This window comes from Burkholderia lata, from assembly GCF_902499025.1.
GTDB classification, from domain to species: domain Bacteria; phylum Pseudomonadota; class Gammaproteobacteria; order Burkholderiales; family Burkholderiaceae; genus Burkholderia; species Burkholderia lata_C.
In genome coordinates this window covers 84,680-97,326 of record NZ_CABVPW010000020.1, presented here as the reverse complement: position 1 = coordinate 97,326, position 12,647 = coordinate 84,680, and the positions used below count along the sequence as shown (strand labels likewise).

12 protein-coding genes are annotated in these 12,647 nt (G+C 68.0%); 5 read left to right on the top strand and 7 right to left on the bottom strand.

The features are described from left to right. Nucleotides 1-66 precede the first annotated feature (66 nt). Both BDI24065_RS21080 and BDI24065_RS21075 read right to left on the bottom strand, forming a co-directional pair. On the bottom strand, nt 67-1,260 hold the full coding sequence (locus tag BDI24065_RS21080) for an ammonium transporter (RefSeq protein WP_011351477.1): 1,194 nt from the start codon (nt 1,258-1,260) through the stop codon (nt 67-69). Between the two features lie 275 nt (nt 1,261-1,535). Further along, complete coding sequence (locus tag BDI24065_RS21075) at nt 1,536-1,871, bottom strand: hypothetical protein (RefSeq protein WP_175032901.1); 336 nt, start codon at nt 1,869-1,871, stop codon at nt 1,536-1,538. Between the two features lie 193 nt (nt 1,872-2,064). Between BDI24065_RS21075 and BDI24065_RS21070 the strand changes: the two genes are divergently transcribed. The 4 genes from BDI24065_RS21070 to BDI24065_RS21055 all read left to right on the top strand — a co-directional run bounded on the left by BDI24065_RS21070 (nt 2,065) and on the right by BDI24065_RS21055 (nt 4,531). Further along, a complete protein-coding gene (locus BDI24065_RS21070; protein WP_175032900.1) occupies nt 2,065-2,493 on the top strand; it encodes a hypothetical protein in 429 nt (142 codons plus the stop codon). A gap of 90 nt (nt 2,494-2,583) precedes the next feature. Next, nucleotides 2,584-3,039: an Rrf2 family transcriptional regulator gene (locus BDI24065_RS21065; RefSeq protein WP_175032899.1), complete on the top strand. Its 456-nt coding sequence runs from the start codon at nt 2,584-2,586 to the stop codon at nt 3,037-3,039. Nucleotides 3,040-3,172: 133 nt separating this feature from the next. Next, a complete protein-coding gene (locus tag BDI24065_RS21060; protein WP_175032898.1) occupies nt 3,173-3,814 on the top strand; it encodes an NAD(P)-dependent oxidoreductase in 642 nt (213 codons plus the stop codon). 246 nt (nt 3,815-4,060) lie between these two features. Beyond that, the gene (locus BDI24065_RS21055; protein WP_011351482.1) at nt 4,061-4,531 is read left to right on the top strand and encodes an Lrp/AsnC family transcriptional regulator; all 471 of its coding nucleotides are present in this window, start codon (nt 4,061-4,063) and stop codon (nt 4,529-4,531) included. Nucleotides 4,532-4,573: 42 nt separating this feature from the next. On the opposite strand, the gene BDI24065_RS21050 is transcribed toward BDI24065_RS21055, so the two are convergent. The 3 genes from BDI24065_RS21050 to BDI24065_RS21040 are packed head-to-tail and all read right to left on the bottom strand — an operon-like array spanning nt 4,574 to nt 8,073. After that, the gene (locus tag BDI24065_RS21050) at nt 4,574-5,347 is read right to left on the bottom strand and encodes an ABC transporter ATP-binding protein (protein WP_175032897.1); all 774 of its coding nucleotides are present in this window, start codon (nt 5,345-5,347) and stop codon (nt 4,574-4,576) included. Nucleotides 5,348-5,351: 4 nt separating this feature from the next. Then, a complete protein-coding gene (locus BDI24065_RS21045) occupies nt 5,352-7,040 on the bottom strand; it encodes an ABC transporter permease (RefSeq protein ID WP_175032896.1) in 1,689 nt (562 codons plus the stop codon). Continuing rightward, complete coding sequence (locus BDI24065_RS21040; RefSeq protein WP_175032895.1) at nt 7,030-8,073, bottom strand: Fe(3+) ABC transporter substrate-binding protein; 1,044 nt, start codon at nt 8,071-8,073, stop codon at nt 7,030-7,032. Before BDI24065_RS21040 ends, BDI24065_RS21045 begins: the two co-directional genes overlap by 11 nt. A 243-nt stretch (nt 8,074-8,316) precedes the next feature. Between BDI24065_RS21040 and BDI24065_RS21035 the strand changes: the two genes are divergently transcribed. After that, nucleotides 8,317-8,478: a hypothetical protein gene (locus BDI24065_RS21035; protein WP_006476417.1), complete on the top strand. Its 162-nt coding sequence runs from the start codon at nt 8,317-8,319 to the stop codon at nt 8,476-8,478. A gap of 148 nt (nt 8,479-8,626) precedes the next feature. Here BDI24065_RS21035 and BDI24065_RS21030 read toward each other — a convergent pair whose 3' ends face one another. Beyond that, the gene (locus tag BDI24065_RS21030) at nt 8,627-9,994 is read right to left on the bottom strand and encodes an amino acid permease (RefSeq protein ID WP_175032894.1); all 1,368 of its coding nucleotides are present in this window, start codon (nt 9,992-9,994) and stop codon (nt 8,627-8,629) included. Between the two features lie 290 nt (nt 9,995-10,284). Continuing rightward, nucleotides 10,285-12,576, bottom strand: coding sequence for an FUSC family protein (locus BDI24065_RS21025; RefSeq protein WP_175032893.1), 2,292 nt, complete (start codon nt 12,574-12,576; stop codon nt 10,285-10,287). Nucleotides 12,577-12,647 lie beyond the last annotated feature (71 nt).

Genomic DNA, 12,647 nt, shown 5'->3' with positions numbered 1-12,647 from the left:
TAAGGATGCTCGATGAAAGTTTTTTGAATTGAAAACGTAATGATGTGTCGGGCGTTCGTCAGGCGCTCAATCGCGTTCGGGGGTCGCCGAGATCCGGTGGATCGACAGGTCCGCGCCGTCGAACTCGGCTTCGCGGTCGAGGCGCAGCCCGACGGTCGCTTTCAGCGCGCCGTAGACGAGCGTGCCGCCCGCGGTCGCGATCGCGATGCCGCCGAGCGTGCCGACGAGCTGCGACATGAACGACACGCCGCCGAGACCGCCGAGCGCGGGCAGGCCGAACACGCCGGCCGCGAGGCCGCCGAGCGCGCCGCACATGCCGTGCAGCGGCCACACGCCGAGCACGTCGTCGATGCGCCACTTGTTCTGGACGCAGGTGAACATCGCGACGAACAGCGCGCCGGCGGCGGCGCCCGTGACGAGCGCGCCGATCGGGTGCATCACGTCGGAGCCCGCGCACACCGCGACGAGGCCCGCGAGCGGCCCGTTGTACGTGAAGCCCGGGTCGTTGCGGCCGGCCATCCACGCGGCGAGCGTGCCGCCGACCATCGCCATCAGCGAGTTCACGGCGACGAGGCCGCTGATCTTGTCGAGCGTCTGCGCGCTCATCACGTTGAAGCCGAACCAGCCGACCGCGAGCACCCACGCGCCGAGCGCGAGGAACGGGATGTTCGACGGCGGGTGCGCGGCGATCCGGCCGTCCTTCGCATAGCGGCCGTGGCGCGCGCCGAGCAGCAGCACGGCCGGCAGCGCGACCCAGCCGCCGAACGCGTGCACGACGACGGAGCCCGCGAAATCGTGAAACGGCGCACCGAACGCGTGCGTGAGCCAGGCCTGCACGCCGAAGCGGTTGTTCCAGGCGATCCCTTCGAAGAACGGATAGATGAAGCCGACGATGATCAGCGTCGCGACGAGCTGCGGATTGAACTTCGCACGCTCGGCGATGCCGCCCGACACGATCGCGGGGATCGCCGCCGCGAAGGTCAGCAGGAAGAAGAAGCGCACCAGCGCGTAGCCGCTGTGCTGCGACAGCGTGCCGATATCGTCGAAGAACTCGACGCCGTACGCGATCGTGTAGCCGATGAAGAAATACGCGAGCGTCGACACCGAGAAGTCGACCAGGATCTTCACGAGCGCGTTGACCTGGTTCTTCTTGCGGACCGTGCCGAGTTCGAGAAATGCAAAGCCCGCGTGCATCGCGAGCACCATGACGGCGCCGATCAACAGGAACAGTGTGTCGACGCCGGATTTCAGACCATCCATGCCGTGGCTTCCTTGCGCAAAAAACGGGCAAGGAACGCAAGTATCGAGCCAACTTGGTGAGCGGCTGCGTTGAGTTGGTGCTTCGACACCGCGTGGTGCGGCATTCCGGTGAATCGTGCACGGGAAGGGGGCGCGGCCGCTGCAGGGCGGGTTCGATGCCCGGTGCACGCGTGTGGTGCGGCACGTGCGGAACTGGTGCGTGTGATGTGCCGATTGGTGCGGCGTGATGCGTGATGGTGCGCGATGGCGGCGTTGCTGCGCACCGTTCCGGCGCGTCAGTGGCGCGGGAACAGCAGGGGCGGCCGGCGCAGCCGCAGCGCGCACGCCGACCAGTAGGCGGCGACGGTGGTCAGCCCGAGCGCGGCAAACGCGAGCGCCGCGAAACCCGCAAGCGACTGGCCGTCGGCGGTGGGGCCGAGGATGCCTTCCGTGACGATCAGCGCGGCCGTCCAGAAGCCGATCACGGCCTGCGTGAGCAGGCGCGCGGACGCGACGCGGCGCGGGCGCCCGGATGCGGCCAGGCGGCGTGCAGACGGCGGGCGCAGGCACAGGAACAGGGTGGCGGCGAGCACGGCGGCCAGGGCGATGAACCAGTCGACGAGGAAATCCATGAGAAAAAGGGGGCACGTCCGAAGCGGATTGAAGCGTGCCCACTTTAGTGTCCTCGCGTGTGCGATTAAATCAGACGAGTCCGAAATTGAAAGCCATTTTTAATGGCGGTGCGTGATTGGCCCTGTTCCACAGGCGGTATCATCGACGTCGGTCCAACCACGAGGCCGCGCGCCGCGCGGCCGGAGATTGCTGATGAACATGAAGACTTCGCGGGCGCGTCGCGTGCCCGGGTCCGTACTGGCGGCCGTGGCCGCCGGTGCGCTGCTGTTGCTCGCGGGCTGCGAGAAGTCCGGTGCGCCGGTCACGCAACCCGATACGGCCGCCAGCGCGGCCGCCGATGCCGCGAACAATGCGGCCAAGGCGCTTGACCAGATGGCAAGCACGGTCAACCAGCAGATCAACGCCGCGAAGGCCGGCATCGCGTCCGCGGCATCGGCCGTGCCGCCGCTGTCCGCGAGCGGCCTCGCGTCCGCCGCGCAGGCGCAGATCGACGCGGCTGCTTCCGCGGTCGTCGCGCATGCGGCTTCCGAAGCCGGCGCGAAGATCGCCGAAGCCGGCAAGAAGCTCCAGCAGTGGAGCCAGCAGAATGCGTCGGGCGCGAAGCCCGCGAGCGGAGAGTGACGCAGGCTTGCATGATCCGCTAAATGTAATTATGATAGTTACACATGTCGCCGGCTGCGGGATGAGCCGGCGCCGTCAAGTGAGTGAGGAATGAATACCAGCAGCCGGTTCGCGTTTGCCGTTCACGTGCTTGCCTTGCTGTCGATGCAGGAGGGCGTGCCGCTGTCGTCCGATATCATCGCGGGCAGCGTGAACACGAATCCGGCGCTGATCCGCCGGTTGTTGTCGATGCTGGCGGCCGCAGGGCTGACCACGTCGCAACTGGGCGCGGGCGGCGGTGCGCTGCTGGCGCGCGAGCCCGGCGCGATCACGCTGCTCGACGTGTATCGCGCGGTCGACGATGCGCAACTGTTTGCGCTGCACCGCGAGGCGCCGAATCCCGCGTGTCTCGTCGGGCGGCACATCCAGGGCGCGCTGACCGACTACATCGGCGACGCGCAGCGTGCGATGGAAGCATCGCTTGGCACGCGCACGCTGGCTGATGTGACGGCCGACGTGCTGGATCTGGAGCAGCGTACGCAACACGCGGCGCGCGCCGGCGGGTGACCGGCGGCAGGCAGGGCAGGAAGCCGGGCGGCGCGAGAGGCGCGGCGGCCGGCGCAACGGGGGCTTTGCCCCGTTTTTTTCGGTCTTATATGTAATTAAATGGGTTACATATTTTTCTTACTGGAGAATCGATATGACGCAACGTACTTTGAACATCGCGCTGTTCGGCGCTACCGGCACGATCGGCTCGCGCATCGCTGCTGAAGCCGCACGACGCGGCCATCGCGTGACCGCGCTGTCGCGCAATCCCGGTGCGGCCGGCGAAGGCATCACCGCGAAGGCGGCCGACCTGTTCGACGCGGCCAGCATTGCGGCCGCGCTGCCGGGCCATGACGTCGTCGCGAGCGCATATGGTCCGAAGCAGGACGACGCGGCGAAGGTCGTCGCAGCCGCGAAGGCGCTGGTCGCCGGCACGCGCCAGGCGGGGCTGAAGCGGCTCGTGGTGGTGGGTGGCGCCGGCTCGCTCGAAGTCGCACCCGGCAAGCAGCTCGTCGACAGCGAAGGGTTCCCGGAAGCGTACAAGGCGGTCGCGCTCGCGCACCGCGACGCGCTCGACTACCTGAAGACGGTCGGCGATCTCGACTGGACGTTCTTCGCACCGGCCGCACTGATCGCCCCGGGCGAGCGCACGGGCACGTTCCGCACGGGCGTCGGCAAGCTGATCGCGGACGCGCAGGGCAACAGCAAGATCTCGGCGGAAGACTACGCGGTCGCGTTCGTCGACGCGCTCGAGCAAGGCAGCTTCGTGCGCGAGCTCGCGACGGTCGCGTATTGAGCGGTGTGCTGGCCGGTGGCGCGTAGGTGCCGCGCCGGCCGCGACCTGCAGGAACGCGAGGCGATTCCACCTTCACGGGCGGGATCGCCTGTTTCATTTGGCGCGTGCCGTGTCCGGCGGATTCGCTCGCCCCGCGCGCGTACCGGATCGGTATTTATACCGGTCGACGCGGCGCAGCCGTTTCCATATTGTTCCCCGTTGTGCAGGATGAATAGAATAAATTTCTATCTACGAGGGACTGGAGAAATGGACGCCATCGATCGCAAGCTGCTGGAGCTGCTGCAGGCGGATGCCACGCTGCCGATCGCGGAACTGGCACAGCGCGTGAACCTGTCGCAGACGCCGTGCTGGAAGCGCGTGCAGCGGCTCAAGGAAACCGGCGCGATTCGCGCGCAGGTTGCGCTGTGCGATCCGCGCAAGCTCGGGGTCGGCACGACCGTGTTCGTCGCGATCCGCACGAACCAGCACACCGAGGAATGGGCGCAGCGCTTCACGCAGGCCGTGCGCGACATGCCGGAAGTGGTCGAGGTGTACCGGATGAGCGGCGAGACCGATTACCTGCTGCGCGTCGTGGTGGCCGGCATCGACGATTACGACCGCGTCTACAAGCAGCTGATTCGCGCGGTGCCGCTGTTCGACGTCAGCTCGTCGTTCGCGATGGAGCAGATCAAGTATTCGACCGCGCTGCCCGTGCGCGATCTTGCCGAGCCGGCATGACGCGGCAATGAACCGACGCGGGCGCACATCGCGCCCGCGGGTTCAGCGGCCGCGCGCCAGCGCGCGCGCGCGTTCGTCGGCCAGTGCGTCGCGCCGCACGAAATCCGCGACGAACGAGCTGGCCGGATGGTGATGCAGCGCGTACGGCGTATCCCATTGCGCGAGCTGGCCGTCCTTCATCACGCCGATCCGGTCGGCGATTGCGAACGCTTCCGCCTGGTTGTGCGTGACGAGAATCGCGGTGTGACCCGTGCGTTTCAGGATGTCGCGCAGCTCGAACGCGAGCCGCTCGCGCGTATCGACGTCGAGATTCGAGAACGGCTCGTCGAGCAGCAGGAGTTCCGGCGACGGCGCGAGCGCACGCGCGAGGGCGACGCGCTGCTGCTGGCCGCCCGACAGTTCGTGCGGATACGCGCCGCCGGAATCGGCGAGGCCGACGAGTTCGAGCATCTCCGCGACGCGCATGCGCCGTTCGACCTTCGGCATGCGCCGCAGGCCGAACGCGACGTTGTCCGCCGCGCTCAGGTGCGGGAACAGCGCGTAATCCTGGAACATCATGCCGATGCGGCGCCGCTCGGGCGGCACGTCGAGCGACGGCGCCGCGACGGGCGCGCCGTCCAGCACGATGCGTCCCATGCGCACCGGTTCGAAGCCGGCGATCGCGCGCAGCACGGTGGTCTTGCCGCAGCCCGACGCACCGAGCAGGCAGCCGATGTCGCCGCGCGGCAGCGCGAGGCTCAGCCCGTCGACCACCGTGCGGCGGCCGTGCGGCGTGTCGTAGGCGAGGCAGAGGTCATCGAGTTCGAGCAGGTTCACGGTGTCAGGCTCCGATCTTGTGGCGGGTGCGGGCGAGCAGGATCACGGGCACGAGCCCGGCCAGCACGATCGCGAGCGCGGCGACCGCGCCTTCCTCGTAGGTGCCGCGCGCGGCCTCCGCATACAGCCAGGTCGCGAGCGTGTCGAAGTTCAGCGGACGCAGCAGCAGCGTCGCCGGCAATTCCTTCATCGCGTCGACGAACACCAGCAGCGCGCTCGTCGTGAGCGCGGGCCGCAGCAGCGGCAGGTGCACGCGGCGCAGCGTGCCGCCGGCCGTCTCGCCGAGCGAGCGCGCCGCCTGTTCGAGCGACGGCGGGATGCGCGCGAGACCGGCCTCGATACTGCCGGCCGGGATCGCGAGAAAGCGCACGGTATAGGCGATCACGAGCGCGGCGGACGAACCCATCAGCAGCAGCCCGTCGCGGCCGAGTACCGCGCCGAACAGCCGGTCGGCCGCCGCGAACGGAATCAGCAGGCCGATCGCGAGCACGGTGCCCGGCACCGCATAGCCGAGGCTCGCGATTCTCGCGCACACGCGGGCTGGGCCCGCGCGGGCGCTGTCGCGTTGTGCGCGTGCGGCCCAGGCGACGACGAGGCCGCACGCGAGCGTCGCGACGGTGGCGGCGGTGGCGATCGTCAGCGTGTTCGCGAGCCCCGTCATCAGTTGTTCGGACACGCCGCCGACCAGATGCAGCCGTTTGGCCGTCTCGACCGCGAGGTACGCGGCCGGCGCGCCGAAGCCGAGCAGCACGGGCAGCCAGCCGAGCACGGCGGCGCCCAATGCGGCCGTGCCCGTCAGGCGGCGCGGCGCGATCGGCCGCATGCGCCGGCCGTGCGCGTAGCGCTGGCGGCGGCGCCCGTAGCGTTCGAGCACGATCATGCCGACGACGATCGCGAGCATCGCGAGCGCGATCTGTGCGGCGCCGGCGAGATCGGAGCGCGTGATCCACGTCGTGTAGACGGACACGGTCAGCGTCTGCACGCCGAGGAATTCCGACGCGCCGATATCGTTCAGCGTTTCGAGCAGCGCGAGGCTCACGCCGACCGCGATCGCGGGCCGCGCGAGCGGCACGACGACGCGCCAGAACGTGGCGATGCGGCCCGCGCCGAGCGTGCGCGCGGCTTCGAGCAGGCTCGCGGACTGCGTGACGAACATCGCACGCGTGCTCAGGTAGACATAGGGATACAGCACGAAGCCGAGCACGAAGATCGCACCGGGCAGCGAACGCAGGTCGGGCAGGCGGAACTGGCGCGGGCTGTCGAAGCCGAGCAGCCAGCGGACCGCACCCTGCACCGGGCCGATCGGGTGCAGCAGGTCGAGATACGCGAACGCGACGATGTAGGTGGGAACGGCCAGCGGCAGCAGCAGCGCCCACGTGAGCATCCGGCGGCCGGGAAAGTCGTATGCGGTGACGAGCCACGCGCAGCCCGTGCCGACGATCGACACGATCGCGCCGACGCCCGCGAGCAGCAGCAACGTATTGACGAGCGCCTGCGGCAGCACGAATTCGGCGAGATGGCGCCAGTGCGCGAGATCGGCGTCGAACGCGGCGGCCACGAGCACCGCAAGCGGCGCGGCGACCGCCGCGGCGATCGCCAGCGCCGCGACCAGCCACAGGCTGCCCGCTCTCGGCAGCAGGCGCGGCCGGCAGGGCGGCCGGCGCGCGCCGGCGGCGGTTGCGTCAGTTGTCAAAACCGACCTTGTCGACCAGCTGGCTCGCCTGCTTGCGATGCTTCGCGATGTCCGCTAGCGGCAGCGGGTCGATCTTCAGCGTGCCGAAGCTGGCGATCACCGGGTCGAGCTTCACGTTCGCGCGCACCGGGTATTCGTAGTTCGCCTGCGCATACAGCGCCTGCGCTTCCGGCGACACGAGGTACTCGAGCAGTTTCACCGCGTTGGCCTTGTGCGGCGCGTGCTTCGCGACCGTCGCGCCGCTGATGTTCACGTGCGTGCCGCCGCTCTTCGCGTTCGCGAACGTCGGCCGCACGACCTTGATCGCGTCGCCCCACTTGCGCGCATCGCTGCCGGGCTCCGCATTCTTCATGTGACCGACGTAGTAGGCGTTCGCGAGGCCGACGTCGCAGATGCCGCCGAGGATGTCGCGCGCGACGTCGCGGTCGCCGCCCGTCGCCTTGCGCGCGAGGTTCGCCTTCACGCCGCGCAGCCACTTCTCGGTCGCCGCTTCGCCGTCGTGCGCGATCATCGCCGCGACGAGCGCCGTGTTGTACGGATGCTGGCCCGAGCGGATGCAGACCTTGCCCTTCCATTTCGGATCGGCGAGATCCTCGTAGCGGAACGCGTCGACCTTCAGGTCCTTCTCGACGTACAGCACGCGGTCGCGCAGCGACAGCGCGTACCAGTCGCCGTTCGCGCCGCGCAGGTTCGCGGGAATCGCGTCGTCGAGCGTCTTCGAGCGCACCGGCTGCGTGAGCCCGCCGTCGACGAGATCGAGCAGGTTGCCGACGTCGACCGTCATCAGCACGTCGGCCGGCGACTGCGCGCCTTCCGCCTTCACGCGCTCGAGCAGGCCGTCCTTCACGAACACCGTGTTGACCTTGACGCCGCTCTGCTTCGTGAACGCGTCGATGAGCGGCTGGATCAGCTTCGGTTCGCGGGTGGTGTACAGGCTGACTTCCTCGGCCGCATGGGCCAGCGGCGCGAATGCGGCGGCGGCAAGGGCGAGGGCGCCGGCGAGCGGCAGCAGGCGGGTGCGCGGATTCGACATGAAGACTCCGGAAGGGGCAGATGAACGATGGGAGCGTTTCGGGGCGCGCCTGCCGCCCGAGCGACCCGAAACATTACAAAATGAAAGACTCGAGATTCTAGATCGAAATGGGAACGATTATCAAATGAAAGCTTGCTGCGGGTGGGAGGAGGCGGAGGATGGGGATCGGAATCGGCGCGTCGCAGCGGGCGCGCAAGCGCGTAGAATGCCCGCTTCGATGAATTTGACGGAGTCGCCCCGACCATGAACGATCAGCGCAAGAAGAACCCTGTCCGCAACGTGAGCATCCTGATCGTCGTGGCCGTGCTGCTCGTGATCGGGACGATCCTGTACAACGCGATTTCGCAGAAGCACGCGTACGACGAGGCCCATCCGGCCGAGGCCGCGAGCGCGGCGTCGCACTGACGTGCCGATGCGCGGCCCGGCGGGCCGCGCACATGGTGGGGACGTGAAGGGGATGAGTCCCCGGCTGCTGGTGCGGCGGATGCCGCGCGGAGCCGGGGGAGAAGCGGGCGCCAGAGCCGGCGCGCCGCGTATGCAGGTCAGCCGTGCGTCAACGTGACGCAGGCGCAAACTTCGGGCGAATCCGGGCGTAGAACACGAGCGCGAGCAGCGCGAGCCAGGCCGCGCCGACATACAGTGCGACGCGCGTGTCCTCGAACCAGCCGAGCATCACGATCACGAAGCCCATGAACGCGATCGTCAGTGCCGGCGCGACCGGCCACAACGGCACCTTGAACTTCAGCGCCGCGACTTCGGCGTTCGACAGCCGGCGACGCATCGCGACCTGCGACAGCAGGATCATCAGCCACACCCACACGGTGGCGAACGTCGCGATTGCCGCGACCATCAGGAACACATCCTTCGGCATCAGGTAGTTGAGCAGCACGCCGGCGAGCAGCGCAACCGCCATCACGAGCACCGTGACCCACGGCACGCCGTGCCGCGACGTCGTCATCAGCACGCGCGGCGCCTGGCCCTGGCGCGCCATCCCGAACATCATCCGGCCCGCGCCGAAGATGTCGCTGTTGATCGCGGAGATCGCCGCGCTGATCACCACGAGGTTGAGGATCGTCGCGGCCGACTTCACGCCGAGCGCCGAGAAGATCTGCACGAACGGGCTGCCGTCGCTGCCGACACCCGTCCACGGGCTGATCGACATCAGCACGACCATCGTCAGCACGTAGAACAGCAGGATGCGCGCGGGCACCGCGTTGATCGCGCGCGGAATCACGCGTTCCGGATCCTTGGCCTCGCCGGCGCTCATCCCGATCACCTCGATGCCGCCGTACGCGAAGATCACGACCGACAGCGACGCGATCAGCCCGCCGACGCCGTTCGGCAGGAAGCCGCCGTGGTTCCACAGGTTCGCGAACGTCGGCACGTCGGCCGAGTGGCCGAAGTGCATGCCGGTCAGCAGGATCGCGACGCCGCCGCCGATCATCGCGACGATCGCGCCGACCTTGATGATCGACAGCCAGAACTCGAGTTCGCCGAACACCTTCACGTGGCACAGGTTCAGCCCGCAGATGATCGCGACGACGCCGAGCACCCAGATCCACTGCGGGACATCCGGAAACCAGAAGCCCATGTAGATGCCGAACGCGGTGATGTCGGCGATCGCGACGATCACCATTTCGAGCGTGTAGGTCCAGCCGGTGACGAATCCGGCGAACGGGCCGAGGTTCTCGGTCGCGTAGTGGCCGAACGAGCCGGCGACGGGTTCGCGCACGGCCATCTCGCCGAGCGCGCGCATCACCATGTAGACGGCCGCGCCGCCCAGGATGTACGCGAGGATCACGGCCGGGCCCGCGAGCTGGATCGCGGACGCCGAGCCATAGAACAGGCCGGTGCCGATCGCCGAACCCAGCGCGAGAAAGCGGATGTGCCGCGCGCTCAGGTGGCGCTGCAAGTTTTTCATCGTGTCTCCGATATCGTTATGCGACGGACCGGGCGAGCGCGGCCGGTCCGATTGGCTTAAGTTGTCTATACAACTTAAATGTGAACGAATGATAACAAGCCGGGCCGGCTGACCGGAATCGGGTATTCCCTGACTGGCGCGACGGGCGCAATAGGGGGCTGGGCGGTCGCGCATCGAGGGCGCGGGCCGCGTGGAACGGGCGGGTCATGCTTCGGGGATCGCTGAATCGGGGAGCGCCGGGGCCGATCCGCGGCATGCGCGGGCCGGCCACCGGCGAGGTCAAGCCTGGGTCAGGCGGGCAGGCGGATCACGCTCGCATCCTTGCGGATCAGCAGCGACGACGCGAGCATCTGCTTGCACTGGTGCGCGAGCACCTTCAGGTCGTGCGTGAGCTCGGCCCCCACCGCATCGGATTTCTCCGCGGACACGACCATGGCGTCGAGGTCGCGCGTGATCTGCTTCGACGCGTCGAGCCGATCGGCGGGCGGCGGCTCGCCGGCCTCGGCCTTCTCGAGATTGTCGAGCACCGCGGCGAGGCCGCGGTGCAGCGCGTCGTCGTGGAGGATGCTGCCGTCGGCCGCGCAGGCCGTGCGGATCAGCGGCGCGGCGGCCGTGATCTGCGCGCCGAGCACGTGCGTCTGCACCAGCAGGTCGTTCAGTTCGGGCACGAAGCGCTGGTGCGCCTTCGGCTCGATCATCATCCGCTGGAACGCCTGCCCGAGATTCGCGAACGCGATGTGCACGTCCTTGCGCGCGAGGCGGTAGCGGTAGTCGTCGTCGAGGGTCGTGGACGGCGTCTCGATGGCTGCCGCGACGACCGGCACGACGGCCGCGCCGTCGGCGGCCGGCACCGGCGGCGGAGACACGCCGCGCCCGGCGCGCCACACGGCTTCGAAATACTTGCGGGTGGCGGTGAGCATGTCGGCGACCTGCTTGCCCATCAGCCGGTATTCCCAGTACGGGAACAGCCGGCTCGCGGCGATCGCGATCATGCAGCCGACCACCGTGTCGATCGCGCGCTCGCCGATGATTCGCATGCTGCCCGGCGCGAGCAGGTGGAACATCAGCAGCACGTACGACGACGTGAACACGACGCTCGCCGCGTAGTTGAACAGCAGCAGGCTGTAGCTCATCACCATCGACCCGAACATGATCGCGATCAGCAGGTGCGGCTCCTTCACCGTGTAGATCAGCGCGATGCTCGCCGCGCAGCCGATCAGCGTGCCGATGATCCGCTGTGCGTTGCGCTGCTTGGTGAGCGAGTAGCCGGGCTTCAGGATGATGATGGTCGTCATCACGATCCAGTACGCGTTCGTGAGCGGCAGCAGCCGGCCGAGCCAGAACCCGACCGCCACCGCGATCGTCACGCGCAGCGCGTGGCGGAAGCTCGGCGAGCGCATGTTCAGGTTCGAGAAGATCAGCAGCGGCGACATCCGGCGGCGCTGCAGGAAGCGCGTGAGCGCCTTGTCGATCTTCAGTTCGGTTTGCTGCGGATCGGCGTGGCCCGACAGGTTGCGGCGCATCCGGTCGATCAGGCGCGTCGCGCTCCAGATGCGCCGGAACGTGGCCAGCACGGCCGCATACGCTTCCGCGTTGGTGGCCGGGAAGTTCTTCTTGCGCATCAGCTCGATCTCGTACTCGATCGCGCGCAGTTCGGCCTTCACGCTGACCCGCGAATGCGGTGCGCGGTTCTCGAGCACCGCCAGGCCGATCTCCTCGAGATCGGCGGCCGCCTTGCGGATCAGGTCGCGGTAGAAAATGATCAGATCGGAGCCGCCGAACGTATTGCGCACCAGCGGGTAGTCGGTGTGTGCGCCGACGAACAGCTCGTGCAGGTCGACGCTGTTGATGAACAGGTTGTACATCGTCGTGCGGCCGGGATCGAGCTTGCCGCGCCGCAGCTTCGGCAGGTTGCGCAGCACGATGTCGCGCGCGGTTTCCTGCGTTTCGACCGCCGTGATCTGCTTGGCGACGAGATTGCGGTAGCACTCGTCGAGATCGGCGTCGAGGTCGTAGAACTGTGCGCGTGCGAGCAGGTAGTCGGCGCACGCGAACAGGCTCTCGGCGAGCGCCTGCTGCTCGATCCGGCGCGCCTGCCATTGCGACACGAGCGTGGCCCAGTACGTGTACCAGAGGCCGCCCGCGAGAATCCAGCCGGCGTTGACGAACGCCTGCAGCGGCGTGAACTTCTCCTCGAGCGTCATCACCATCATGAACAGCGTCGCGAAGCTGATCTGCGGCCAGCGGTTGCCGTAGACGACGATCAGCGACAGCACGAACGTGAGCGGCACGATGGTGAGCCACAGCCCGAAGATGTTCGGGGTGGCAAGGCCGGTGGCGAGCGCGGCCAGAAAACCGATCACGCTGCAAGCGAGCATTTCGTTGTGCTTGTACTTGAGCGGGCCCGGCATGTCGACGACGCAGGCGCCGAGCGCGCCCGTCGAGATCGTGAAACCGAGCTCCCGGTTGTGAAACACGATCAGGCACAGCACGGCCGGCAGCGAGACGCCGACTGCGATCCGCAGGCCGCCGAAAAAGTACTGGCTGTAGAAAAACTTTCTGATTTCGACCGAATAGCGCATCGATGGGCTGAATGGCAGACGAAGACGCCCGGGGGCGGCATCTTGACTGGCGACGAGTCTATCGTATTTCG

Excerpts from the sequence above, each read along its gene's own strand:
- BDI24065_RS21080 (WP_011351477.1), bottom strand. The coding sequence starts at position 1,260 with ATGGATGGTCTGAAATCCGGCGTCGACACACTGTTCCTGTTGATCGGC.
- BDI24065_RS21075 (WP_175032901.1), bottom strand. The coding sequence starts at position 1,871 with ATGGATTTCCTCGTCGACTGGTTCATCGCCCTGGCCGCCGTGCTCGCC.
- BDI24065_RS21070 (WP_175032900.1), top strand. The coding sequence starts at position 2,065 with ATGAACATGAAGACTTCGCGGGCGCGTCGCGTGCCCGGGTCCGTACTG.
- BDI24065_RS21065 (WP_175032899.1), top strand. The coding sequence starts at position 2,584 with ATGAATACCAGCAGCCGGTTCGCGTTTGCCGTTCACGTGCTTGCCTTG.
- BDI24065_RS21060 (WP_175032898.1), top strand. The coding sequence starts at position 3,173 with ATGACGCAACGTACTTTGAACATCGCGCTGTTCGGCGCTACCGGCACG.
- BDI24065_RS21055 (WP_011351482.1), top strand. The coding sequence starts at position 4,061 with ATGGACGCCATCGATCGCAAGCTGCTGGAGCTGCTGCAGGCGGATGCC.
- BDI24065_RS21040 (WP_175032895.1), bottom strand. The coding sequence starts at position 8,073 with ATGTCGAATCCGCGCACCCGCCTGCTGCCGCTCGCCGGCGCCCTCGCC.
- BDI24065_RS21035 (WP_006476417.1), top strand. The coding sequence starts at position 8,317 with ATGAACGATCAGCGCAAGAAGAACCCTGTCCGCAACGTGAGCATCCTG.
- BDI24065_RS21030 (WP_175032894.1), bottom strand. The coding sequence starts at position 9,994 with ATGAAAAACTTGCAGCGCCACCTGAGCGCGCGGCACATCCGCTTTCTC.
- BDI24065_RS21025 (WP_175032893.1), bottom strand. The coding sequence starts at position 12,576 with ATGCGCTATTCGGTCGAAATCAGAAAGTTTTTCTACAGCCAGTACTTT.